The organism is Micromonospora sp. NPDC005299 (assembly GCF_042872345.1).
GTDB lineage: Bacteria > Actinomycetota > Actinomycetes > Mycobacteriales > Micromonosporaceae > Micromonospora.
The window spans coordinates 351,179-374,551 of record NZ_JBIAKG010000003.1 but is presented as its reverse complement, the minus strand read 5'-3'; the positions used below and the strand labels follow the sequence as shown (position 1 = coordinate 374,551).

Genomic DNA, 23,373 nt, shown 5'->3' with positions numbered 1-23,373 from the left:
TATTGAACCGCAGAACGCCGCGAACTTCCATCGATTGTTAGGTGAGCTGAGCCACGTACCTACGGATCGTAGGTCAGGTGCCCCTTCGGCCCGACGTTTCGTTCCCCAACGGCAACGGCCGGTGTGCCGGGCGATCACCCCGGGCACACCGGCCGTGGCCTGGTGCGATGCGACCGTCAGGTCCAGGCGAGCAGCGCCGCCTCCGGATCGGCCAGGAAGTCCCCGATGTCGCGGAGGAACTTCGAGCCGAGCTCACCGTCGATGATCCGGTGGTCGAAGGAGAGGCCCAGCGTGGTGACCAGGCGCGGCTTGACCTTGCCCTTGTGCACCCAGGGCAGCTCCCGCACCGCGCCGAAGGCGAGGATCGCGGACTCGCCCGGAGGCAGGATCGGGGTGCCGGTGTCGACGCCGAAGACGCCGACGTTGGTGATGGTCAGCGTGCCGCCGGACATGTCGGCCGGCGAGGTCTTCCCCGCCTTGGCGGTCTGGACGAGCGCGGTCATCGCGTCCGCCAGCTCGCGCAGCGAAAGCCGGCCGGCGTCCTTGATGTTCGGCACGATCAGGCCACGCTCGGTGGCCGCCGCGATGCCCAGGTTCACGTAGTCCTTGACCACGATCTCGTCGCCGGCCCAGGTCGAGTTGACCATCGGGTGACGCTTGACCGCCAGCAGCACCGCCTTGGCCACCAGCAGCAGCGGCGAGACCCGCACGTCCCGCCACTCGCGCCGCTCGCGGAGCCGGTCCAGGGCTTTCATGGCCCGGGTCACGTCGACGGTCAGGAACTCCGTGACGTGCGGGGCGGTGAACGCCGAGCGGGCCATGTTCTCCGCGGTGAGCTTGCGTACGCCCTTGACCGGGATGCGCTGCTCGCGGTCGGCGCCGAAGCTCGCGGCGACCGTGGCCGGCGCCGCGACCGTCAGCGGCTCGGCCGCCGCCGGGGCCGCCGCCGCCCGCTGTACGTCCTCCCGGGTGATCGAGCCCAGCGGGCCCGACCCGGTCAGCGCGGCGAGGTCGACGCCGAGGTCCTTGGCGAGCTTGCGGACCGGCGGCTTGGCCAGCACGGCGCCGGTCGCCCGGCCGTTGCCGTTCACCGCCGGGGCGGCCGGCACCGGGACCACCGGCGCCGGGGCGGGCTGGACCGGGGCGGTCGGGGCCGCCGCGGCCTGGGCCGGGACGCCGCCCTTGCGCGGCCGCCGCTTGGCCGGCGCGTTCCGCGGGCCGTAGCCGACCAGCACGGCGGTACGCCCACCGGGCGCCACACCGCCGATCAGGCCCGGCTCGACCATGCCCTCCTCCGGCGCGACCTCGACGGCGGCCAGCGAGGCCGCCGACGGGGTGGGCAGGTCGGCGGCCGGCGCACCGGTCGTCGACTGCTCGATCGGCCCGGCGCTCGGGTCGGTGTCGATCGCGATGATCGGGCTGCCGACCTCGACCGTGGCGCCCTCCGGGTGGAAGATCGCCTGCACCCGGCCGGCCCACTTCGCCGGGATCTCGACCGCCGCCTTGGCGGTCTCCACCTCGACGATCGGCTGATTCAGCTCGATGTCGTCGCCCACCTTGACCAGCCAGGCGAGAATCTCGCCCTCGGTCAGGCCCTCGCCCAGGTCGGGGAGGTTGAACTCCTTGATCCGCGACATGCCGCTCACCAGCCGAAGGTGCGGTCGACGGCGTCGAGCACCCGGTCGAGGTCGGGCAGGTACTCCTCCTCCACCCGGGCGGCCGGGTAGGGGGTGTCGAAGCCGGTGACCCGCAGCACCGGGGACTCCAGGGAGTAGAAGCACTCCTCGGTGATCCGGGCGGCGATCTCCGACCCCAGGCCCAGGTTGCCCGGGGCCTCGTGGACGACCACGCAGCGGCCGGTGCGCTTCACCGACTCGTACGCGGCGGTCAGGTCCAGGGGGGAGAGGGTGCGCAGGTCGATGACCTCCAACTCCCGGCCGTCCTCGGCGGCGGCGGTGGCCGCGTCCAGGGCGGTGCGCACCATCGGGCCGTACGCCAGCACGGTGGCGTCGGTGCCCGGCCGGGCGACCCGGGCGGCGTGCAGCGGGTACGCGTCGGTCAGCGGGGCGTCCAGCTCGACCGGGCCCTTCTCCCAGTAGCGACGCTTCGGCTCCAGGAAGACGATCGGGTCGTCGGAGGCGATGGCCTGCTGGATCATCGAGTAGCCGTCCTGCGGGTTCGCGCAGGTGACGACCTTCAGGCCGGCGGTGTGCGAGAAGTACGCCTCGGGCGACTCCGAGTGGTGCTCGACCGCGCCGATGCCGCCGCCGTACGGGATCCGGATGACCATCGGGATCCGCACCTTGCCCTGCGAGCGGTAGTGCATCTTCGCGACCTGCGACACGATCTGGTCGTACGCCGGGTAGACGAAGCCGTCGAACTGGATCTCGCAGACCGGCCGGAAGCCGCGGATGGCCAGGCCGACCGCGGTGCCGATGATGCCGGACTCGGCGAGCGGGGTGTCGATCACCCGCTGGTCGCCGAAGTCCTTCTGGAGGCCGTCGGTGATGCGGAACACGCCGCCGAGCTTGCCGACGTCCTCGCCCATGATGACGACCTTCGGGTCGTTCTCCAGGGCCTTGCGCAGGCCGGCGTTGAGGGCCTTGCCGAGGGTGAGCGTCTCCGTGGCCATCAGTGGGCGCTCCCCTCGAACGACTCCAGGTACTTGCTGAACTGGGCCCGCTGCTCGTCGAGCTCGGGGGACCCGTTGGGGTAGACGTGGTCGAACATGGTCACCGGCTCCGGGTCGGGCATGGCGAGCACCCGCTCGCGCAGGTGCACCGACTCGGCGCGGGCCTGCTCGTCGATCTCGGCGAAGAACGACTCGTCGACGATCTGCTGCCTGGTGAGGAACGCCTTCATCCGGGCGATCGGGTCCTTGGCCTGCCAGGCCTCGACCTCGCTGGCGATCCGGTAGCGGGTCGGGTCGTCGGAGGTGGTGTGCGCGCCCATCCGGTAGGTGTACGCCTCGATGAGGCTCGGGCCCTGGCCGTGCCGCGCGTTGTCCAGCGCGTGCCGGGTCACCGCGTACGACGCGAGCACGTCGTTGCCGTCCACCCGGACGCCGGGGAAGCCGAAGCCGCCGGCCCGCTGGTAGAGCGGGACGCGGGTCTGCCGCTCCAGCGGCTCGGAGATGGCGTACTGGTTGTTCTGGCAGAAGAACACCAGCGGGGTGTTGAAGACGCTGGCCCAGACGAACGCCTCGTTGACGTCGCCCTGGCTGGTGGCGCCGTCACCGAAGTAGGCGATCACCGCCTCGCCCTCGTCGCTGCCGGTCCTGCCGTCCATGGCGACACCCATGGCGTACCCGGTCGCGTGCAGCGTCTGCGCCCCGATGACGATCGTGTACATGTTGAACTTGAACTCGTTCGGGTCCCAGCCGCCCTGGTCGACGCCGCGGAACAGGCCGAGCGGCATGATCGGGTCGATGCCCCGGCAGTAGAGGACGCCGTGCTCCCGGTAGGTCGGGAAGGCCATGTCCTGCGTACGCAGCGCCCGGCCGGAGCCGACCTGCGCCGCCTCCTGGCCCAGCAGGCTGGCCCAGAGGCCCAGCTCGCCCTGGCGCTGGAGCGCCGTGGCCTCGGCGTCGAGCTTCCGGACCAGCACGAGGTCGCGGTAGAGCCCGCGGTACTCCTCGTCGGTGAAGTCGACGCGGTACTCGGTCCCGTCCGGGCCGAGCGCGCTCTCGATCCGCTCGCCCTCGGGTGTGAGCAGCTGCACGAGCTCCGGTTCGCCCGTGGCGGCGGCGCGCTTGGTACGGGGTGCGGCCCGCTTGCTGCGGGTGGCGGCCCCGGGGTCGCCCTTTGCCATCCGTCTCTCCCTGTCTGGTCTGCGCCGGCGCCGGGGGGTGACCCGTGCCGCGCACATCGTGCGCCCGACCCGACTGGTGCCGGACCGGTCCCTGGCGGCCGCGCCTAGCCCCGGTGAGGGTTGCCGCGCGGCGTGAGCCGGGTCCGTTGAAGGAGCCCGACCCGGGAGCGCCGGCGCCGTACCGCACCAGCCGCGGGGTGCGCGGAGGTGGCGGCTGCGTTGCCGTCGTGCCTGAATGATTGCAGAGGAGGTGAGCGGGCCCACAGTACGGCCTCCGCCACCGGTGACGTTCCGACTCGTTCACGACCCATAGACGTATTTGTCTGGTGAGTCGCTCTCGGAGGACGGACAATTTGTGTGTCGACACGCTGTGGTGGCTGGTGAACTGAGCGTCACTGGTTCAAGCTGGCGATGGTCCCCCTGCGGCATTTGTCCCTTTAGTCTGCGCCGGGATCCCGCCCTGTCGACGCGTACGAGGAGTGTGCCGGTGTCCGAGCCGCCAGAGGGTCCTCCGGGTGCTCCGTTCCTCGGCCGGCACCGGGCGGTGCCGCCATCCGGCTACCGGCGGGTGGTCGGCGCCCACCGCGCGCAGGGCTTGGGCGGCCCGAGCCGGGGCTACCTGTTCACCGTCGCGCTGCTGGCCGGCACCGCGTCCATGCCGATCCTCGCCGCGATCAGCGCCGGGTCGGCCACCGTGGGGAACAGCGCCCTCCCGGACAGCAGCACCCCGTTCATCCCGACCCCCTCGGTCGGCCCGGTGGTGATCCCGCTGCCCGAGGGGACCCAGTCCCCGCTGCTGCCCACCCCGTCGCCGGTCGCCGGAGCCTCCACCGTGCCGCCCGCGACGCCGGTGCTCCCGGCCGCCCCGGCCCTGCCGGACGACAGCGACCTCGGCTCCCGGCACCGGTCCCGCCCGGCCGCTCCCGCGCCGGTGCCGACACCCGGCCCCACCCGGACCAGGCCGGCCGGCCCGCCGCGCCCGTCGCCGGTGCCCTCGCCGACGCCGTCCGACGACCCGGTCACCCCGGAGCCGAGCCCCAGCCCGACCGCCGAACCCACCGCGACCCCCGAGCCGTCGCCGACCGACGACCCGGACCCGACGACCGAGCCACCCGACGGCACACCGTCACCGACCGGCACACCGCCGGAGGAGTCGCCCACGCCGACGCTCAGCCCGCGCGACGACCCGCACCCCAGCGCCACGGCGTCGGGCACCACGGCCCCGACCGCACCGGGAGCGTGACCCGTTCCCGGCGGGGTCAGGCCGGGTCGTCGGTGAGGCGGTGGCGGTTCGCCTCGATCCAGGCGTCCAGCGCCGCGGGATCGTCCGGGTCGACGCCGTCCGCGATGAGTTGGGCGACCGCGGCCGTGGCCGGGCTGCGGCGCTCGCCCGTGCTGTAGAGCCGGGCGAACTCCGGAACCATCTCCTCGATCGCCTCGTCCGTGCGGGCGGCCGCCGCCGGCGCGAGCCCCCGCTGGCGGGCCGCGTACGCCGCCCAGCCGCGCAGCACCCGGGGCAGCATGGCCGCGTCGTCCATGTCCAGCACGGCCCGCCGGTGCACCCAGTCGAGCAGGAACAGCTCAGCGACCGTCGGGCTCCACCGCATCGGGTCGGCGTCCGGGAAGCTCGCCGCGTGGTCCAGCAGCAGCCCCAGGCAGAAGTGCAGCGAGGCCAGCTCCCCGTCGGCCACCCGGTCGAGGCCGAAGCGAACCGCCTCCGGCGAGCCGAGGAAGGCCCGCACCAGCCCGGTCCGGGCCTCGTCGGTGAGCGACGGGCCGTCGGCCGTCGTCGCCGGCACCGGGCCCGGCAGCGCGGCCAGCCGCGCGCCCACCAGCGCCCGGTCGGTGGCCAGCGAGCCCTGCGCCGGCAGTTCGCCGAGGTCGTCGGTGACCGCCAGGTGGCGGCTCACCTCGGTGCGCATGCGGGCCGGGTCCTCGGTGCGGAACCAGGTGAACTCGTCCTGGGTGCAGATCTCCCGGGCCTGCTCGACGATCCGGGCGGCCGGACCGCCCACGAACACGTCCTTGGTGATCCCGATGTTGTGGTCGACCAGGGCCACCAGGGCGTGCTCCGGCCCGCCCTCGGCGTCGTCGTAGGCGAAGGTGGCCAGGTAGGAGGTCTGGTCGCCGTACACGTCGCCGTACGACCAGACACCGGTGAGGTGGACCCGGCCGAGCTGGCCGACCCAGCCCGGGGCGTACGCGCCGGGGCGGACCCGGGCGGCGCCCTCGGCGTCGGGCACCAGGGTGGCGAAGACGGCGCGGATGGTGGTTGCGGCGGCGCTGCGGCGGCGCGAGGTGGCGGTGAGGAAGCCGGCCACGAACTCGCGGACGGCGTTGTCCCGGTCGGTCTCGGCAACGGCGTAGACGCTGCCGAGCAGCGCGGCGCCGAGCATCTCCGCGTCCAGGGCGGAGTCGAGCCTCGTCACGTCGCGAGCGGCGTGCAGCACCGCCTCGTAGGGGGTCTGTGGCGTGGCCATGCACCGACCCTACGCCGCCCGGCCCGCCCGGACACCGGTCAGCACGCCGGGCATTCCGCGCCGGGGCTCAGCCCCGGGCCGCCTCCCGCAGCGCCTCACGTGCCTCGCCGTAGCGGGCCAGCACCGCCCAGACCGGGTTCAGCACGTGCTTCTCGCCGACGCTGCCCACCGAGGTGAGCAGCCGCTGCTCGGCCCGGCGGCGGGCGCGCCGCGCCGCCCACCGGATCACCGGCCGGGTCAGCGCCGCCACCAGCAGCCCGGCCAGCAGGCCGCCGAGCAGCAGCACGGTGGGCCAGGGCACCTCGCCGAGTTCCGGGTAGTCGAGGGCGGGCAGGCCGAGGATGCGCAGCGCGTAGCCCAGCACCAGCCAGCCCAGGCCGGCCAGCGCGGCGAGGGTGACCAGCCACTGGACCGCACCGATCACCCGCCACCAGGTCGGCCGGCGGTCCATGCCCAGGTCGGTGGCGGCCACCGCGTGGTCCAGCGCGTCCGGCAGGTCGGCCAGCCGGGACCGGGCCGCGGCGGTCACCGCGGCCGGCCAGGGCGCCGGCAGGTCGGCGGCGGAGCGGTCGGCCACCGCGCGGATGGCCAGGTTGAGCGCCGAGCGCTGCGCGGCGGTCGGATCGGGTACGGAGGTGGCCGCGACCAGGCTCTCCGCCGGCGCGTCGGCGCTCCCGCCGGGCAGGTGCAGCCGGCGCAGCGGGTCCGGCCGCAGCTTCCGCCAGCCCCGGACCAGTGGCCAGCCGGTGCTGCCGACGGCCCGGTGCCGGTACGCCCCCTCGACCGCCTCGGCCACGGTCGGCACCCCGGCCGCTCCGGCCAGCGCCGTGGTGAGTTCCCGTGCCGAGGAGTCACCCGGCCCGGTGCGCGGCGGCTCCGGCCCGACCAGCGGGTCGAGCCCGGCCACCACGGCGTCCACGTCGCCGGCCAGCCGGCGCAGCGCGGCCTGCCGCTCGGCGACCGTGCGCTCCAGTTCGGCGCGGAGTCCGTCCAGCCCGGCCGGGTCCACCGCCACCGTGGGCAGCAGCGGCACGCCCTCCAGCCCGTCGGCGTCGAGCAGCCGGCGCAGGTCGCCGAGGACGCGGGGCAGCTCGGCCGGAGGCAGCCGGTCGGCCTGGTTGAGCACCACCACCGTCACGTCGCGGTGCCGGTGGAACTCGCGCAGGTAGCTGGTGTGGATCACCCGGTCGGCGTACTTCTGCGGGTCGACCACCCACACCACCAGGTCGACCAGGCCGAGCAGCCGGTCCACCTCCAGCCGGTGGGTCCGCTGCACCGAGTCGAAGTCGGGCAGGTCCAGCAGGACCAGGCCGTGCAGGGCCGACTCGTCGTCGCCGTCCAGCGGGCTCTCCCGGACGAACCGGTGCCGGGGCAGCACCCCGATCCAGTCGAGCAGCCGGGACGCGCCGTCGAGCTGCCCCCAGACGCAGGCGTGCGCCACCCCGGTGGTCGGCCGGCGGACGCCGACCGGCGAGAGGTCCAGCCGGGCGAGGGCGTTGAACAGGCTCGACTTGCCGCTGCCGGTCGCCCCGGCCAGCGCGACCACGGTGTGGTGGCCGGAGAGGGCGAGCCGGGTGCCGGCCCGCTCGACCACGGTGTGCGCGGCGACCAGTTGGGCGTCGGGCACCTGGCCGTCGACCGCGCCGAGGAAGCGCCGGACCGCCTGGAGACGCGCGATCAGGACGTCGGGGTCGACCCGCTGCCCGCCCCGGAACGCCTCCCGCATCCGGCCGACGATGTTGCTCACGCGCGCCCGCCCTGGTCGGCGGCGGGCAACGCCGCACCCGGCGTGCCGGAGAGGCCGGCGCGGTGCCGGGCCTTCTCCACCTCGCGGGCAGACCGGCGCAGCTCGGTGCCGGTCTCGGCGGCCGGGCGCGCCTCGGCGGTGCGGGCGAGGAACCGGTCGGCCTCCTCCGTCAGCAGCGCGCCGATCCGGTCCAGCAGGTCCACCCGCGCCCTGCTGGCCAGGTTGCGGACCGCCTGGTCGCCGAAGATCGCCTGGAGCACCGCCTGCGCGGCGACCGTGGTGCCGGCGCCGGTGGCGACCTCCAGCCCGGTCGGGATGAAGGCGGTGGCCGCGAAGACTGCGATCATGACGGCCAGGCCGGTGGCGTTGACCGCGTACGCGGCGGTGCGGGCCACGAAGCGGCGGTCGCCGCCCTCCGCCCGGACCAGCTCGAGCACGCCGCGCTGCCAGTCGCGGACCAGCCGCTCGGCGCGCTCGGGGAGGTCGGCCGACGCGTGCGCCAGCTCCGGGTCGAGCAGCGCGGCCCCGGCCGGGTGCGCCTTCCACCCGGTGTACGCGTTCTCCGCCGCCTCGGCGGATACCCCGCGCAGCAGCGTGACCAGTTGCGACTCGATGGCGTTCCTCAGCTCGGCAGCCGGGGCCGGCCGGCCGGTGACCGCGGCCACCACCCGGTCGCGCAGCCGGCCGATCCGCGCCTCCAGGCTGCGGAAGAACTCGCCGGTGCCGACGAACTCCTGCCAGCGGGCCAGCACCTCGCCGCGGAGCAGCCGGCCGTCCTTGAGCCCCTGGTCGACGGTCCGCTCCGCCCCCCGGTACGCCGCCCGGACGCGCTCGTCCAGGGCATCGGCGGCGGCCACCTGCTCGTCGGCGGCGTCGGCCAGCACGCCCACGGTGGGGTGCAGGGCGGCCAGCGCGCCGTCGAGGGTCTGCCGCACCACCGCCGAGCGGGCCTCGGCGTCGGCGGCGAGCCGCGCGAACCAGGCGGCGAGCGGGGCGGTGACCTTGTCGGGGAGCAGGCCCTGCCCGTCCACCCAGGTTTCCGGCAGGACGAACAGCGGCGCGGCGCCGAGATCCTGCGCGGCGAGCATCTCGGACAGGTGGGCGGCGATCTCGTCGGCCGCCTCCGGGGGGACCCGGTCGAGGACCATGGCGACGGCCGTGCCCCGGGCCCGGGCGCTGCGCAGCAGCTCCCACGGGACGGCGTCGGCGTAGCGGGCGGCCGTGGTGACGAAGAGCCAGAGGTCGGCGGCGGCCAGCAGTTGACCGGCGAGCGCCCGGTTGGCGTCGACCACCGAGTCGATGTCGGGCGCGTCGAGGAAGGCCAGCCCGGCCGGGAGCGCGGGGGCGGTGACCAACTGGAGGGTGCCCGGGTTCTCGCTCGGCTCGGTGGTGCGGGTCAGGCCCGGCAGCAGCTCGCCCTGGCGGAACCAGGCCGCGTCGGCCGGGTTGCAGACCAGCACCGGCGAGCGGGTGGTCGGGCGGAGCACCCCGGCGGCGCTGACCCGTGCCTGGACCAGGCTGTTGACCAGCGTCGACTTGCCGGCGCCGGTCGAGCCGCCGACCACCACGAGCAGCGGGGCGTCGAGGCGGGCGAGCCGGGGCAGCAGATAGTCGTCGAGCTGGTCGGTGAGGCCGGCGGCGGTGCGCCGGGCGGGCTCGGCCGAGGGCAGGGCGAGCGGGAACCGGGCCGCCGCGATCGCGGCCCGCAGGCCGGTGAGGGCGGCGGGCAGACCCCCCGCCGCGTCGGCGGGCAGGTCCCCACCGGCGTCGTCGGGTCCGGTGCGGGCTGCGACGGCGGGCGCGCCGGCATGGGTGGCGGGATCGCCGTGCGTCGTCACCGCTAAAGCGTGCCCGACCGATGCAAGGTAAGACAACCGGACGGTAATAACGGTCAGGTTGCGTCGGGTCGACTCAACCTGGACTTGCAGATTGCCCGGGGCGTGGCACTATTGAGTCAAGTTCACTCAACTTGTGGTGCGGTCGCTGCGGGCGACCCGCCGGGCAGGCCCCTTGACCTGCTCACCGTTATGAAGCGAGGAAGCGAACATGGCACGTGCGGTCGGCATCGACCTCGGCACGACGAACTCCTGCGTCAGCGTTCTCGAGGGCGGTGAGCCCACCGTCATCGCCAACGCGGAGGGCTCGCGGACGACCCCCTCGATCGTCGCGTTCGCCCGCAACGGCGAGGTGCTCGTCGGTGAGGTCGCGAAGCGCCAGGCGGTGACCAACCCGGACCGGACCATCCGGTCGGTCAAGCGGGAGATCGGCACCAACTGGACCGTCGACATCGACGGCAAGAAGTACACCCCGCAGGAGATCTCGGCCCGCACGCTGATGAAGCTCAAGCGGGACGCCGAGGCGTACCTGGGTGAGCAGATCACCGACGCGGTCATCACCGTGCCGGCCTACTTCAACGACGGCCAGCGGCAGGCCACCAAGGAGGCCGGTGAGATCGCCGGCTTCAACGTGCTGCGGATCGTGAACGAGCCGACCGCGGCGGCCCTGGCGTACGGCCTCGACAAGGGCTCCAAGGAGCAGACCGTCCTGGTCTTCGACCTGGGTGGCGGCACCTTCGACGTCTCGCTGCTGGAGCTGGCCGAGGGCGTCATCGAGGTCAAGTCCACCAGCGGTGACAACCACCTCGGTGGTGACGACTGGGACCAGCGCATCATCGACCACCTGGTGAAGACCTTCCGCGGCGAGCACGGCATCGACCTGTCCCAGGACAAGATGGCCATGCAGCGGCTCAAGGAGGCGGCCGAGAAGGCCAAGATCGAGCTGTCCGCCGCCACCACCACCAACATCAACCTGCCGTACATCACCGCCGGTTCGGCGGGCCCGCTGCACCTCGACGTGACCCTGAGCCGCGCCGAGTTCCAGCGGATGACGCAGGACCTGCTGGACCGTTGCAAGGGCCCGTTCGAGCAGGCCGTCAAGGACGCCGGGATCAAGGTCTCGGACGTCGAGCACGTCATCCTGGTCGGCGGCTCGACCCGGATGCCGGCCGTGACCGACCTGGTCAAGCAGCTCACCGGCAAGGAGCCCAACAAGGGCGTCAACCCGGACGAGGTCGTCGCCGTCGGCGCCGCCCTGCAGGCCGGTGTGCTCAAGGGTGAGGTCAAGGACGTCCTGCTGCTCGACGTGACCCCGCTGAGCCTGGGCATCGAGACCAAGGGCGGCATCTTCACCAAGCTGATCGAGCGCAACACCACCATCCCGACCAAGCGCTCCGAGGTCTTCACCACGGCCGACGACAACCAGCCGTCGGTGCTGATCCAGGTGTTCCAGGGCGAGCGGGAGATCGCGGCCTACAACAAGAAGCTCGGCACCTTCGAGCTGACCGGCCTCCCGCCGGCGCCGCGCGGCGTGCCGCAGATCGAGGTCACCTTCGACATCGACGCCAACGGCATCGTCAACGTGCACGCCAAGGACCTGGGCACCGGCAAGGAACAGAAGATGACGATCACCGGCGGCTCCTCGCTGCCGAAGGACGACATCGAGCGGATGCGCCGCGACGCCGAGGAGCACGCCGACGAGGACAAGCGCCGGCGCGACGAGGCGGAGACCCGCAACCTGGCCGAGGCGCTCCAGTGGCAGACCGAGAAGTTCCTCGCCGAGAGCGGCGACAAGCTGCCCGCCGAGAACCGCGACCAGCTCAACGAGGCGCTCGGCGAACTGCGCAGCGCGCTCGGCGGCCAGGACATCGACAAGATCAAGGCCGCGCACGAGAAGCTGGCGCAGGTTTCCCAGCAGGCCGGCTCGCTGCTCTACTCGCAGCAGCAGCAGGGCGAGCAGGGTGCCCCGGGCGAGGCCGGGCCGGGCGCGGGCGCGGGTGCGACCGGCGGCGCGCAGGCCGGCGGCCCCGACGACGTGGTCGACGCGGAGATCGTGGACGAGGACAAGAAGTGACCTTCGGTCCCGGACACGTTTCTCGCCGGCAGAAGGATGAGGTAGCCGCATGACGGAGAAGCCACGAGCCGCCGACCCGGCGTCCACCGGGTCGGCGCCGGGTGGCTCCGCGACCGCCGGGCAGGGCGCCGGCGAGGAGCCGCGCGTCGTCATCCGTGACAAGCGCAAGATCGGCAAGACCACCGAGCAGTCGGTGGCCGACACGTCGGCCGCCGACGCCGCGACCGACGCGCCCGCCGAGGGGCTGGTCGAGGAGGTCGAGGTCGTGGTCGACGAGATCGAGGGCGAGTCCGACGCCCCGGTCTCCGGCCCGCCGGTGGTCGACGCCCCGGCCCAGCCGAGCGAGGAGTCCGCCGCCGTGAACGCGCCGCTCGGCGGTGAGGTGGAGTCGCTCCGGGCCGAGCTGGACGAGCGGACCCGCGACGTCCAGCGGGTGTCGGCGGAGTACGCCAACTACCGCAAGCGGGTCGACCGGGACCGCAGCCTGGTCCAGGAGCAGGCGATCGGCACGGTGCTGACCGCGCTGTTGCCGATCCTCGACGACCTGGACCGGGCCCGCGAGCACGGCGACCTGGTGGGCCCGTTCGGCAGCGTGGCCGAGCAGCTCACCACCGCGCTGGCCAAGTTCGGCCTGACCGCGTTCGGCGAGCAGGGTGACCCGTTCGACCCGACCCGGCACGAGGCGGTGGCGCACCAGACCTCCGCCGACGTGACCGAGCCGACCTGCGTGCAGGTCATGCGCCGGGGTTACCAGCTCGGCGAACGGTTGCTGCGGCCCGCCCTGGTCGCGGTCGCCGAGCCCGAGTAGTGCCGACCCGTGACGTCCCGCCCGCCCACGCCGGGCGGGCGGGACGACCGGGGTACGTCCCGTGGAAGGGGGTGGACCGGTGAGTTCCAAGGACTGGATCGAGAAGGACTACTACGCCGCGCTGGGCGTGGAGAAGTCCGCCTCCTCGGACGAGATCAAGAAGTCGTACCGGAAGCTGGCTCGGGAGTCGCACCCGGACCACAACCCCGGTGACCCGAAGGCCGAGGAGCGGTTCAAGACCGTCTCCGAGGCGTACGCCGTGCTCGGCGACGAGAAGAAGCGCCGCGAGTACGACGAGATGCGGTCGCTCTTCGGCTCCGGCGCCTTCCGGCGCAACGCCCGGGGCGCGGGCCAGCCCGGCGGCATGCCGTTCGACGTCTCCGACCTGTTCGGCGGGGCGGCCGGCGGCGAGGCTCGGTTCGGCGGTGGTGGCCTGGGTGACCTGTTCAGCTCGATCTTCACGGGCGGGGGCGCCGGCGGCGCGGCCCGTCCGCGTGGCCCGGCCCGGGGCCGGGACGTCGAGACCGAGGTGGCTCTGGACTTCCCCGACGCGGTCCGTGGCGTCACCCTCCCGTTGACGCTGCGCGCCCCCGGGGTCTGCGAGACCTGCCACGGCAACGGGGCGAAGCCGGGCACCCAGCCGGTGGCCTGCCCGGTCTGCCACGGCGCCGGGGTGACCACCCGCAACCAGGGGTCGTTCAGCTTCTCCGAGCCGTGCCGCAACTGCCAGGGCGTGGGCACCGTCGTCGAGGAGAAGTGCCCGGAGTGCCACGGCACCGGCGGGGTCACCAAGACCCGCACGCTGAACGTGCGTTTCCCGGCCGGAGTGGCCGACGGCCAGCGCATCCGGCTGGCTGGCCGGGGCGAGCCCGGCGAGCGGGGCGGCCCGGCGGGCGACCTGTTCGTGCACGTCAAGGTCCGCCCGGACGAGCTGTTCGGGCGCACCGGGGACGACCTGACCCTGACCGTGCCCATCACGTTCGCGGAGGCGGTGCTCGGCACGGATCTGCGGGTGCCGACCCTGGACGGCACGGTGACCCTGCGGGTGCCGCCGGGTACGCCCAGCGGCAGGGTGCTGCGCGCCCGGGGCAAGGGCGTCGTACGCCGGGACGGCCGCGCCGGTGACCTGCTGGTCACCCTCGACGTGGTGGTCCCCGCGAAGCTGTCGGACGAGGCGCGGGCGGCGCTGGAAACCTTCGCGGAGCAGACCCCGCCGGCCGCGCGGGAACATCTCGACGCGCGGGTGCGTCGATTCAGTTGACCGGGTGACGAGGCAGCGGAGGTGAGCGGGGATGTCACAGGAGTTCGTCGGCTCGGGTGACCCTGCCTACGAGGCCAAGGTTCTGATGATCTCGGTGGCGGCCCGGATGGCGGGGATGCACCCGCAGACCCTGCGCCAGTACGACCGGCTGGGCCTCGTGCAGGCCGGCCGGGCGGCTGGCGGCGGTCGCCGGTACAGCGTCCGGGATGTGGTGCTGCTCCGCGAGGTGCAGCGGCTCAGCCAGGACGACGGGATCAACCTGGCCGGGGTGAAGCGGATCATCAACCTGGAACGGTTGCTGGAGGAGGCCCAGCAGCGGGTGGCCCGGCTGGAGGCGGAGCTGGACGCCGCGTACCGCCGGATCGCCGAGCTGGAGTCGCTGGGCGGCTTCCCCCGCGGCGACCTCGTCCCCACCAACCGCACCTCCACCGCGCTCGTCGTCTGGCGCCCCCGCCGCACCCCCGACCGCTGACCCCACCGAGCCACAGGCCGGCGCGCGCCCACCCGGGCCGCGCCGGCCTTTCGTGTGCGTCCGGCGGGGCCGGCGGTTGGACGAAAGCGGGGTGTGGCAGGGGCGGATTCGCTAGCCTGTGAATGCGGCCAACCGACTCAATTCGGACTCCGAACTGGCAGGGGGAGCCATGGCGGAATCGGCGAAGAAGGTGGCGGAACGGGCGGAGGAACGGCTGGAGCAGGTGGCCGAGAACGTCCGGGAGCGATTCGACCGGATCACCGAGGGTCGCTTCACCGACAAGGTCAAGGAAGGGCGCTTCGCCGACCAGGTCGACCACGGCGTCGACCGCGTCAGGGACGACGAGCGGCGCAAGAAGCAGGGCGGATCGACCGGCTGACCGATCCGTCGACGTGCGGGCCGGGACCCACGGGGGGTCCCGGCCCGTTCGCCTTCCCAGGGCGGGACACAGAAGATCAATCACACGAAGCCGGCGGCGACCCACGGAGCTCGGTGGGGCCCGCCGTGACCGGCGCAGGGATCAAGCCTGACCGCCCGGAGCCGGGCACGGTGGGGCCCCGCCCCCCGCAGCGAAGCAAACCTAGAGCCGCCGGTTCTCCCGCACCAGGCCCCCCTCGCACCAGTCCCGGTAGACGAAGAGGTCCGGCCGGGCGAGCAGCACCCGGCTGTTGTGCGCCCAGTTGCGCATCAGCTCGTCGCCGGCCCGCTCGGCCTGCTCCACGAGCTTGCGGAAGCGGCGCTTCGGGTGGGCCCGGAAGTTCGTCCGGATGCCGTCGGCGGCGTAGATGTAGAGGCAGTGCAGGGCGAACCGGCGGGCCGGACAGGCCGGGTCCATGGCCAGGTCGAAGAGGGTCTGCACCAGGTGGTCCCCGGCGACCAACAGGTCCCAGTCCGGGGGCATGGAGGTCAGCGGGACCGAATCCGGCTGGTAGGCCCACGACCGCAGCTCGCCCGGCGAGGGGTCGACGGGGTTGGCGAAGCCGTGGAACGTCTCTTCCTGCACGCTCACCGGCCGACCTTCCGCTTGCGCTGGCGGGGGCAGCGGCCACCCGCGGACCCTGGCTGCTGGGGCGACACGTTAACGCGGTTTCGCGGGGCGGCGGTAGACCTTCCCGGAATCAATTCGGCAACCGTTGGCCGGGCCGGGTCCACCGTACGGTCAACCCGGCCCGGCCGAGGTCAGTCGGTCACTCCCGCCGGCGCCGGTCGCCGGGCGGCGCTGCGCTTGCGCAGCCAGCGCTTGAACCAGGGCAGGTCGGGCAGGCGGGCCAGCATCGGCCCGGTCACCACGGTGATCAGCACGTACGCGGTGGCGAGCGCCGCCAACCGGGGTTCGACCGGATAGGCGGCGGCGACGGCCAGGCCGGCAATGACGATGGAGAACTCGCCGCGCGGGGTGAGCGCGAAGCCGGCCCGCCACCGACCGGGCTCGGCGATTCCGGCCCGGCGGGCGGCCAGCCAGCCGGTGGCCAGCTTCGTCCCCATGGTCACCACGGCCAGCAGCAGCGCCGGCAGCAGCACCGGCGGCATGTCCAGCGGGTCGGTGACCAGGCCGAAGAAGACGAAGAAGACCGCGGCGAAGAGATCCCGCAGCGGCGACAGCAGTTCGGTGGCGTGGTGCGCCACCGGCCCGGACAGGGCGATGCCGACCAGGAACGCGCCGACCGCGGCGGAGACCTGGAGCTTGGCCGCGGCCCCGGCGACCAGCAGGGTCAGGCCGAGCACCCCGAGCAGGAGCGCCTCGGGGTCCTTCGCGGAGAGCGCGGCGGAGATCAGGTGCCCGTACCTGATGGCGACGGCCAGCACGACGACCACGCTGAGCACCGCGACGGCGAGCGCGATGCCGCCCTTGACCAGGCCGACCCCGGCGAGCAGCGCGGTGACCAGCGGCAGGTAGAGCGCCATGGCCAGGTCCTCGATCACGAGGACGGAGAGGATCACGGGGGTCTCCCGGTTACCGACCCGGCCCAGGTCGCCGAGCACCTTCGCGATCACGCCGGACGACGAGACCCAGGTGACGCCGGCGAGCACGACGGCCGCCACCCAGCCCCAGCCGAGCAGCAGGGCGAAGGCGAAGCCGGGCAGCGCGTTGAGCACCGCGTCGATCAGGCCGGCCGGCGCGGCCGAGCGGAGGTTGCCCACCAGTTCGTTGGCGCTGTATTCCAGGCCGAGCATGACGAGCAGCAGGATGACGCCGATCTCCGCGCCGACGGCGAAGAACTCCTCGCTGGCGTTGAGCGGCAGCAGGCCGCCGTGGCCGAAGGCGAGGCCGGCGAGCAGGTAGAGGGGGATGGGCGAGACACCGAAGCGGCGGCTGAGCCGGCCGAGCAGGCCGAGCAGGAGCAGCAGCGCGCCGACCTCGACGAGCAGCGTGGTGGATTCGTGCATCCGCGCCTCAGCCGTCCGGGTCGGCTTCGGCGAGGATCGCGGTGACCCCGTCGAGCCCTTGCCGGGTGCCGACCACGACGACCACGTCACCTGCCTGGAACCGGAAGGTGGGATCGGGCGAGACGTTCACCTCGCCCTGACGCAGCACCGCCACGATGGAGGCGCTGGTGCGGGTCCGCGCCTTGGTGTCACCGAGCGGCCGGTTGACGTAGCGGGAGCCGGCCGGGATGAGGACCTGCTCGGTGAGCAGCCCGGCGGCCTGCTCGCGCAGCCCGGCGAGCTGGCCGAGCATGAGCGACGCGCCGAGGATGTCGGCCAGCGCCTCCGCCTCGTCGTCGGTCAGCGGTATGTCGTGCTGACAGGAGTCGGGATCGTCCGGGTCGTAGAGGACCAGGTCGCGGCGGCCATTGCGGTGGGAGACCACGCCGAGTCGGCGGCCGGATTCCGTCATCAGATCGTGACGGACGCCGATCCCCGGTAGGGCAGTCTGTTCGACACGTACTCGCACCCGCGCAAGGCTACCGTGCGGAGGAGGACCCCATGATCGGTCGCCGTGTGCTCCCGACCATCGGTCTGCTGCTGGTGCCGGCCCTCGCGGCCTGCTCGATCGGCGACGTCCGCCGGACCCCACCCGACCGGTCGTCCCCGCGGCCGGCGCCGACCGCGCCGGTGCCGTCGCGGCCGGTCGGTTTCGACGAGGTACGCCACGTCCGCGTCGCCGTCGACCGCCGGTACGACCGCCCGTTCCTGGAGTTCGCCGACGCCGACCACGGATACGCGCTCTTCGTCGCGGCCTGCGACGACCCGCCGCCCAGCCGCGGCTGCCCCGCCGCCCTGCTCTACGCCACCGTGGATGGTGGCCGTACCTGGCGAGCCCTGCGACACCCTCGTCCGGTGGCGGTGAGCCAGCAGCTCTACGCCGTTCCGGGCGCGCTGGTGCTGCTCGCCGAGCCGTACGGCTGGTACACCTCGACCGACGGCGGGGCCACCTTCGCCCACACCACCGGCGGTGAGCCGGCGGCGCTGGTGGCGGCCCGTGGGCGCTTCCAGGTGGCCGAGGCGCTCGGTGCGGTGGCCGAGTGGGACGGCCGGACCCTGCGGCCGTTGCCCGTCCAGCCGTCCGTACCCGGGTTGAACACCGTGGGCCACTCGGGCGACCTGGTGGTGGCGGCCGGCGCACGCGACGGCCGGCCCTCCGCGGCGGTGTCATGGGACGGGGGCCGGCACTGGGCGTCGACGCCGCTGTCCTGGCGGGGCGACGAGGTGGGGGTGCTGCGCGTGGTGATCGCCCCGGACGGCGGCGCCTGGCTGGTCGGGGAGCGCCCGGACCGGACGGGTTTCCCGGCGCTCTGGCGGCTGGTGGGCGGCCGGGAGTGGGCGCCGGTCCGCGCGGTCGGGCACCCCGCGCAGGCCCGCTCGGTGGCGCCGCTCGGGGCCGAGCTGGTGGCGGTGACCGGCCCGGACGGGGTGGGCGTGGTGGCCGGCGGCCGCTACTACCGGGTGGACTGGCCGCTCACCGCCGAGCACCATCTCACGGTGCTCGGCGACGGCACGATCGCCGCCCGTGGCCCGGACGACGTGGTGCTCGGCACGGGCTGGACGGCGAACCGGCGCTGGGTCAGGGTGGTGCTCGACGGACAACCGTAGTGACGGGCGTCACACGGCTGGACTTGAGCGGAATAGACTCAACTCTGGTTGTGTCCTTCCCAGTGGATACGCCGATCCGGGGGAGCCCATGAACACGGAACGACTCACCACCAAGAGCCGCGAGACCATCACCGGTGCCGTCGCGCTGGCGAACCAGCGCGGCCACGCCACCGTGGAGCCCTGGCACCTGCTGCTGTCGCTGCTCGACACCGAGGGCTCGACCGCCGCCGGCCTGCTGCGCGCCGTCGGGGCCGACCCGGCCGAGCTGCGCCGGGTCGCCCAGCGTTCGGTCGACGCCCTGCCCGCGGCGCGCGGCTCCAGCATCGCCGAGCCCACCCTGGCCCGCGAGTTCGTCAACGCCATCGGCGCCGCCGAGCAGATCGCCCGCCCGCTGGGCGACGAGTACACCTCCACCGAGCACCTGCTGGCCGGGCTGGCCCGGGTCGGTGGCGCGGTCTCCGTCGCGCTGAAGAACTCCGGCGCCACCGAGGAGAACCTGGTCGCCGCCTTCCCGACCGTGCGCGGCGGGGACCGGCGGGTCACCACGGCCGACCCGGAGCAGACCTACCAGGCCCTCGCGAAGTACGGCGTCGACCTGACCGCGAGCGCCCGCGAGGGGAAGATCGACCCGGTCATCGGCCGCGACTCGGAGATCCGCCGGGTGATCCAGGTGCTGTCCCGGCGTACCAAGAACAACCCGGTGCTGATCGGCGAGCCGGGCGTCGGCAAGACCGCCATCGTCGAGGGCCTGGCCCAGCGGATCGTCGCCGGTGACGTGCCGGAGTCGCTGCGGGACAAGAAGCTCGTCTCGCTCGACCTCGGCGCCATGGTGGCCGGCGCGCAGTACCGGGGCCAGTTCGAGGAGCGGCTGAAGTCGGTGCTGGAGGAGATCAAGAACTCCGACGGCCAGGTCATCACCTTCCTCGACGAGCTGCACACCGTGGTCGGCGCCGGCAAGGGCGAGGGCTCGATGGACGCCGGCAACATGCTCAAGCCGATGCTGGCCCGCGGCGAGCTGCGGATGGTCGGCGCCACGACGCTGGACGAGTACCGCGAGCACATCGAGAAGGACCCGGCGCTGGAGCGGCGCTTCCAGCCGGTGCTGGTCGGCGAGCCGACCATCGAGGACACCATCGGCATCCTGCGCGGCCTCAAGGAGCGCTACGAGGTGCACCACGGCGTCCGGATCACCGACGCCGCGCTGGTCGCCGCCGCCGCCCTCTCCGACCGCTACATCACCGACCGGTTCCTGCCGGACAAGGCGATCGACCTGGTCGACGAGTCCGCCTCACGGCTCCGGATGGAGATCGACTCCCGGCCGGTCGAGGTGGACGAGATCGAGCGGGCGGTGCGCCGGCTGGAGATCGAGGAGATGGCGCTGGCCAAGGAGCCGGACGCCGCCTCTGCCGAGCGGCTGGCCCGGCTGCGCAAGGAACTGGCCGACAAGCGCGAGCAGCTCACCGCGCTCTCCGAGCGCTGGCAGCTGGAGAAGAGCCACATCACCAAGCTCTCCACCGCCAAGGAGGAGTTGGAGCGGCTCGGTGGCGAGGCCGAGCGGGCCGAGCGGGACGGGGAGCTGGAGCGCGCCGCCGAGCTGCGCTACGGCCGGATCCCCGCCCTCCAGGCCGAGCTGAAGCAGGCCGAGGAGGAGCTGGCCCGGCTCCAGGCCGACGGCGCGATGCTCAAGGAGGAGGTCGGCGCGGACGACATCGCCGCCGTGGTCGCCTCCTGGACCGGCATCCCGGCCGGCCGGCTGCTGGAGGGCGAGACCGCCAAGCTGCTCCGGATGGAGGAGACGCTGGGCTCGCGGGTCGTCGGCCAGGCCGAGGCGGTGACCTCGGTATCCGACGCGGTCCGCCGCGCCCGGGCCGGCGTCGCCGACCCGGACCGCCCGACCGGCAGCTTCCTCTTCCTCGGCCCGACCGGTGTCGGCAAGACCGAGCTGGCCAAGGCGCTCGCCGAGTTCCTCTTCGACGACGAGCGGGCCATGGTCCGCATCGACATGAGCGAGTACGGCGAGAAGCACTCCGTGGCCCGCCTGGTCGGCGCCCCGCCCGGTTACGTCGGCTACGAGGAGGGCGGCCAGCTCACCGAGGCGGTGCGCCGCCGGCCGTACTCGGTGATCCTGCTGGACGAGGTGGAGAAGGCCCACCCGGACGTCTTCGACGTGCTCCTCCAGGTGCTCGACGACGGCCGGCTCACCGACGGCCAGGGCCGCACGGTCGACTTCCGCAACGCGATCCTGATCCTCACCTCGAACCTGGGGGCGTCGGTGATCAGCGATCTGACGCTGGCCGAGGAGCAGCGCCGGGAGGGTGTCCTCGCGGTGGTCCGGTCGCACTTCAAGCCGGAGTTCCTCAACCGCCTCGACGACATCGTGGTGTTCGCCGCCCTCCAGGGCGCGGACCTGCGGGCGATCGTCGACATCCAGCTCGACCGGATGCGGAAGCGGCTCGCCGACCGCCGCCTGACGCTGGACGTCAGCGACGCCGCCCGGGTGTGGCTCGCCGAGCACGGGTACGACCCGATCTACGGCGCCCGGCCGCTGCGCCGCCTGGTGCAGTCGGCGATCGGCGACCAGCTCGCCAAGGCCCTGCTGGCCGGCCAGATCCGCGACGGCGACACGGTGAAGGTCGACCTGGCCGACACGAAGGACTCCCTGACGGTAACGGCAGCCTGACCCCCGCCCGACCCCCGCCCGACCCTCGCCCGACCCTCGCCCGGCTTCGGCGATCAAGAAGTTTGCGTCGGCAGATGCGCCTCGGCCGACGCAAACTTCTTGATCAACAGGGTCGGTGGGGGCCGGCCGGGGAAATAGTGAGGGCATGGTGGGGATCGGTGAGAAGGACCGGGAGTTGGACGCGGCCGTCGAGGAACTCCGGCGGGCGGACACGCTCGCCTTCGGCGGGGTGGGAATCGCCGGGCAGATGCTGCCGGCCACCGACGCGTACCGGCACGTGGAGCGGGCCCTGCGGGAGCACCCCGAGGCAGCCCGGAAGAAGGTCGACCGGCTGCTGAAGCACGGGTCGCCGGCCGGAAAGGCGTACGCGGCCGCGCTGCTGGACACGGTCGACCCGGCGGCCGGCCGGGCCGCCTGGGAGCGGCTGCGCGACGACGACGGCGAGTTCACCACGTTCAGCGGCTGCCTCATGGGCCGCGCCAGCCTGCGCGAGTACGCCGCCGAACGCCTCGCCGGCGCCTGACCGTAGCTGATCGGTCACTCAACGAACGTCACTTCGGCGCACGTGCGTCGAGTTGTTACCGTCTCCGCCGACGCACCTTGGGGGGAGACGGCCGTGAACGGTTCGCTGGCGTACGTGGTGACCACGGTGGGGTGCCTGGTCGGGGTGGCCGGCGTGGTGATCGCCGTGATCGCCCTGCGTAGGGCCCGCTCCGCCCCGCGCCCGAAGGCCGCCCCCGGTGACCCGTTCCGGGACCGGGACGCCGACGCGCTGCGCGGCGACCCCCGCGCGCTCAAGCCCGGCGACATCGTGGAGATCCGCCAGGTGCCCTACACCGTGCGCGGCTCGGTGCACCTGGTCGAGGGCGGCTGGAGCTGGGCGGAGCACCTGCTCGACGACGCCGGCGGGGTGAAGCGCTGGCTCTCCGTCGAGTCGGAGCCCGACCTGGAGCTGGTGCTCTGGACCAGCGAGCCGTCGGCCACCGTCACCCCGGGCGCGCCGACGCTGGAGATCGCCGGCCGCCGCTACAACTGGGACGAGTCCGGCCAGGCGAAGTTCACCGCCACCGAGGGCACCGGCCTCGACCCGCGCGGCACCATGCGCTACCACGACTACCAGGCGCCCGGCGGGGCCCGGCTCTCCTTCGAGGCGTACGGGGAGGCCGGCTGGGAGGTGAACCTCGGCGAGCAGGTGCACCGGGCCGAGGTGATGATCTACCCGCAGGGCGGCCCGGAGACGGTGGGCTGAGCGTGCTCGTCGCCCTGGAGGCCCCGTACGTCGACACCCGCGCCGCCGACCTGAGCCTCGCCCTCGGCGGCCCCGAGCACCCCGCCCTGCACGTGCGCGAGCTGACCCTGCCCGGCGGGCTGCGGCTGCGGCTGCGCCTGCTCGGCGCCTCGCACCAGGTGGTCTGCGGCGACCTCACCGAGACGGTCGCCTGCCTGCCCGGCCTCCCCCCGCACCTGCCGGACGCCCTGCACGACGAGACCGCCGGCTACCGGTTCACCGCCACGGTGCTCCGGCCGGCGGGCGACGGCCTGCGCACCCGGGTCGCCGCGCTCCGCGCCGACCTGGCCGACGACCCGTACGCGCTGGTCGGGGTCTTTCCCGGCGACGAGGACGCCGTCACCGCGCTCGCCGTCCGCCCCGAGCCGCCGGACGGTTCGGTGGCCTGGCGCACCTGGCACGCGTATCCCCAGACCAATGAGCTGGTCCTGACCGAGACGGTGGTGCAGCTGTGACGTACCGACGGTGGTTCGTGGTGGGGGTGGCGTTCGCCGTCATCGGCGCCGTGGTCGCCGCCTTCGCGATCTTCTACGGCAACTTCTCGCCGCGGGGCTACGTGGAGGACCGCTACACCCGGGCGACCAGCCGGGACCTCGGCTCCGACGCGATCGCCTACACGTCGAACCGGGCCCCGAGTCAGGTGTCCAAGGACATCACCGACGCCTGGCAGCCGGCCGACCAGTACGTCGACGGCAGCGGGGTCTACCTGCGCTACGACGACGACTCGGTGGTGATCCTGCCGCTCGCCGCCGGTTCGGTGATCCTGCTGGAGCGGATGACCACCGCGTACCCCCGCTACCACTCCCGGGTGGGCAGCCACTGGGGCTGGGGGCGGGGCAGCACGGTCCGCGGCGGCGGACCCGGCTCCGGCAAGTGACCTGAC

21 protein-coding genes are annotated in these 23,373 nt (G+C 73.6%); 12 read left to right on the top strand and 9 right to left on the bottom strand.

Annotated elements, in window-relative coordinates; genetic code table 11:
• Positions 1 to 176: 176 nt before the first annotated feature.
• The 3 genes from ACFYPD_RS11160 to pdhA are packed head-to-tail and all read right to left on the bottom strand — an operon-like array spanning position 177 to position 3,810.
• Entirely contained in the window at positions 177 to 1,637 is a 1,461-nt protein-coding gene (locus ACFYPD_RS11160) for a dihydrolipoamide acetyltransferase family protein (RefSeq protein ID WP_387112353.1), read from the bottom strand.
• Positions 1,638 to 1,642: 5 nt separating this feature from the next.
• The gene (locus tag ACFYPD_RS11155; RefSeq protein WP_387111448.1) at positions 1,643 to 2,632 is read right to left on the bottom strand and encodes an alpha-ketoacid dehydrogenase subunit beta; all 990 of its coding nucleotides are present in this window, start codon (positions 2,630 to 2,632) and stop codon (positions 1,643 to 1,645) included.
• Complete coding sequence (gene pdhA / locus ACFYPD_RS11150; protein ID WP_387111446.1) at positions 2,632 to 3,810, bottom strand: pyruvate dehydrogenase (acetyl-transferring) E1 component subunit alpha; 1,179 nt, start codon at positions 3,808 to 3,810, stop codon at positions 2,632 to 2,634. Before pdhA ends, ACFYPD_RS11155 begins: the two co-directional genes overlap by 1 nt.
• 487 nt (positions 3,811 to 4,297) lie before the next feature.
• Between pdhA and ACFYPD_RS11145 the strand changes: the two genes are divergently transcribed.
• Positions 4,298 to 5,053 carry a hypothetical protein gene (locus tag ACFYPD_RS11145; RefSeq protein ID WP_387111444.1) on the top strand — a complete coding sequence of 252 codons (756 nt, stop codon included), beginning with the start codon at positions 4,298 to 4,300 and terminating at the stop codon, positions 5,051 to 5,053.
• Positions 5,054 to 5,069: 16 nt separating this feature from the next.
• Here ACFYPD_RS11145 and ACFYPD_RS11140 read toward each other — a convergent pair whose 3' ends face one another.
• The 3 genes from ACFYPD_RS11140 to ACFYPD_RS11130 all read right to left on the bottom strand — a co-directional run bounded on the left by ACFYPD_RS11140 (position 5,070) and on the right by ACFYPD_RS11130 (position 9,875).
• Positions 5,070 to 6,290, bottom strand: a complete 1,221-nt coding sequence (locus tag ACFYPD_RS11140; RefSeq protein WP_387111441.1) for a hypothetical protein — start codon at positions 6,288 to 6,290, stop codon at positions 5,070 to 5,072.
• A gap of 67 nt (positions 6,291 to 6,357) precedes the next feature.
• The gene (locus ACFYPD_RS11135) at positions 6,358 to 8,016 is read right to left on the bottom strand and encodes a GTPase (protein ID WP_387112350.1); all 1,659 of its coding nucleotides are present in this window, start codon (positions 8,014 to 8,016) and stop codon (positions 6,358 to 6,360) included.
• Positions 8,017 to 8,033: 17 nt separating this feature from the next.
• On the bottom strand, positions 8,034 to 9,875 hold the full coding sequence (locus ACFYPD_RS11130; RefSeq protein ID WP_387111439.1) for an ABC transporter: 1,842 nt from the start codon (positions 9,873 to 9,875) through the stop codon (positions 8,034 to 8,036).
• Positions 9,876 to 10,083: 208 nt separating this feature from the next.
• Here ACFYPD_RS11130 and dnaK point away from each other — a divergent pair, with 208 nt between their 5' ends.
• From dnaK to ACFYPD_RS11105, 5 genes are all read left to right on the top strand, one after another.
• On the top strand, positions 10,084 to 11,946 hold the full coding sequence (gene dnaK, locus ACFYPD_RS11125) for a molecular chaperone DnaK (RefSeq protein ID WP_387111436.1): 1,863 nt from the start codon (positions 10,084 to 10,086) through the stop codon (positions 11,944 to 11,946).
• Between the two features lie 49 nt (positions 11,947 to 11,995).
• Entirely contained in the window at positions 11,996 to 12,754 is a 759-nt protein-coding gene (gene grpE, locus ACFYPD_RS11120) for a nucleotide exchange factor GrpE (protein WP_387111434.1), read from the top strand.
• A gap of 79 nt (positions 12,755 to 12,833) precedes the next feature.
• A complete protein-coding gene (dnaJ, locus tag ACFYPD_RS11115) occupies positions 12,834 to 14,015 on the top strand; it encodes a molecular chaperone DnaJ (RefSeq protein WP_387111431.1) in 1,182 nt (393 codons plus the stop codon).
• A 31-nt stretch (positions 14,016 to 14,046) separates the two neighbouring features.
• Positions 14,047 to 14,487: a heat shock protein transcriptional repressor HspR gene (locus ACFYPD_RS11110; RefSeq protein WP_387111429.1), complete on the top strand. Its 441-nt coding sequence runs from the start codon at positions 14,047 to 14,049 to the stop codon at positions 14,485 to 14,487.
• A 169-nt stretch (positions 14,488 to 14,656) separates the two neighbouring features.
• A complete protein-coding gene (locus tag ACFYPD_RS11105; protein ID WP_387111427.1) occupies positions 14,657 to 14,866 on the top strand; it encodes a hypothetical protein in 210 nt (69 codons plus the stop codon).
• Between the two features lie 201 nt (positions 14,867 to 15,067).
• On the opposite strand, the gene ACFYPD_RS11100 is transcribed toward ACFYPD_RS11105, so the two are convergent.
• From ACFYPD_RS11100 to ACFYPD_RS11090, 3 genes are all read right to left on the bottom strand, one after another.
• Positions 15,068 to 15,496 (bottom strand): hypothetical protein, encoded by a 429-nt coding sequence (locus ACFYPD_RS11100; protein ID WP_387111424.1) that lies wholly within the window; start codon positions 15,494 to 15,496, stop codon positions 15,068 to 15,070.
• Between the two features lie 170 nt (positions 15,497 to 15,666).
• Complete coding sequence (locus ACFYPD_RS11095; RefSeq protein ID WP_387111421.1) at positions 15,667 to 16,875, bottom strand: cation:proton antiporter; 1,209 nt, start codon at positions 16,873 to 16,875, stop codon at positions 15,667 to 15,669.
• Between the two features lie 7 nt (positions 16,876 to 16,882).
• Positions 16,883 to 17,383, bottom strand: a complete 501-nt coding sequence (locus ACFYPD_RS11090; RefSeq protein ID WP_387111419.1) for a cation:proton antiporter regulatory subunit — start codon at positions 17,381 to 17,383, stop codon at positions 16,883 to 16,885.
• Positions 17,384 to 17,415: 32 nt separating this feature from the next.
• Between ACFYPD_RS11090 and ACFYPD_RS11085 the strand changes: the two genes are divergently transcribed.
• From ACFYPD_RS11085 to ACFYPD_RS11060, 6 genes are all read left to right on the top strand, one after another.
• Entirely contained in the window at positions 17,416 to 18,522 is a 1,107-nt protein-coding gene (locus tag ACFYPD_RS11085) for a hypothetical protein (protein WP_387111416.1), read from the top strand.
• A gap of 88 nt (positions 18,523 to 18,610) precedes the next feature.
• Positions 18,611 to 21,202: an ATP-dependent chaperone ClpB gene (gene clpB, locus ACFYPD_RS11080; protein WP_387111414.1), complete on the top strand. Its 2,592-nt coding sequence runs from the start codon at positions 18,611 to 18,613 to the stop codon at positions 21,200 to 21,202.
• Between the two features lie 145 nt (positions 21,203 to 21,347).
• Positions 21,348 to 21,725, top strand: a complete 378-nt coding sequence (locus ACFYPD_RS11075; RefSeq protein ID WP_387111411.1) for a hypothetical protein — start codon at positions 21,348 to 21,350, stop codon at positions 21,723 to 21,725.
• 93 nt (positions 21,726 to 21,818) lie between these two features.
• Entirely contained in the window at positions 21,819 to 22,451 is a 633-nt protein-coding gene (locus ACFYPD_RS11070) for a DUF4178 domain-containing protein (RefSeq protein ID WP_387111408.1), read from the top strand.
• A gap of 2 nt (positions 22,452 to 22,453) precedes the next feature.
• Positions 22,454 to 22,945, top strand: a complete 492-nt coding sequence (locus tag ACFYPD_RS11065) for a DUF2617 family protein (RefSeq protein ID WP_387111405.1) — start codon at positions 22,454 to 22,456, stop codon at positions 22,943 to 22,945.
• Positions 22,942 to 23,367: a DUF4247 domain-containing protein gene (locus ACFYPD_RS11060; RefSeq protein ID WP_387111402.1), complete on the top strand. Its 426-nt coding sequence runs from the start codon at positions 22,942 to 22,944 to the stop codon at positions 23,365 to 23,367. Before ACFYPD_RS11065 ends, ACFYPD_RS11060 begins: the two co-directional genes overlap by 4 nt.
• Positions 23,368 to 23,373 lie beyond the last annotated feature (6 nt).

Excerpts from the sequence above, each read along its gene's own strand:
- ACFYPD_RS11160 (WP_387112353.1), bottom strand. The coding sequence starts at position 1,637 with ATGTCGCGGATCAAGGAGTTCAACCTCCCCGACCTGGGCGAGGGCCTG.
- ACFYPD_RS11155 (WP_387111448.1), bottom strand. The coding sequence starts at position 2,632 with ATGGCCACGGAGACGCTCACCCTCGGCAAGGCCCTCAACGCCGGCCTG.
- pdhA (WP_387111446.1), bottom strand. The coding sequence starts at position 3,810 with ATGGCAAAGGGCGACCCCGGGGCCGCCACCCGCAGCAAGCGGGCCGCA.
- ACFYPD_RS11140 (WP_387111441.1), bottom strand. The coding sequence starts at position 6,290 with ATGGCCACGCCACAGACCCCCTACGAGGCGGTGCTGCACGCCGCTCGC.
- ACFYPD_RS11135 (WP_387112350.1), bottom strand. The coding sequence starts at position 8,016 with ATGCGGGAGGCGTTCCGGGGCGGGCAGCGGGTCGACCCCGACGTCCTG.
- dnaK (WP_387111436.1), top strand. The coding sequence starts at position 10,084 with ATGGCACGTGCGGTCGGCATCGACCTCGGCACGACGAACTCCTGCGTC.
- grpE (WP_387111434.1), top strand. The coding sequence starts at position 11,996 with ATGACGGAGAAGCCACGAGCCGCCGACCCGGCGTCCACCGGGTCGGCG.
- ACFYPD_RS11110 (WP_387111429.1), top strand. The coding sequence starts at position 14,047 with ATGTCACAGGAGTTCGTCGGCTCGGGTGACCCTGCCTACGAGGCCAAG.
- ACFYPD_RS11105 (WP_387111427.1), top strand. The coding sequence starts at position 14,657 with ATGGCGGAATCGGCGAAGAAGGTGGCGGAACGGGCGGAGGAACGGCTG.
- ACFYPD_RS11095 (WP_387111421.1), bottom strand. The coding sequence starts at position 16,875 with ATGCACGAATCCACCACGCTGCTCGTCGAGGTCGGCGCGCTGCTGCTC.
- ACFYPD_RS11085 (WP_387111416.1), top strand. The coding sequence starts at position 17,416 with ATGATCGGTCGCCGTGTGCTCCCGACCATCGGTCTGCTGCTGGTGCCG.
- clpB (WP_387111414.1), top strand. The coding sequence starts at position 18,611 with ATGAACACGGAACGACTCACCACCAAGAGCCGCGAGACCATCACCGGT.
- ACFYPD_RS11075 (WP_387111411.1), top strand. The coding sequence starts at position 21,348 with ATGGTGGGGATCGGTGAGAAGGACCGGGAGTTGGACGCGGCCGTCGAG.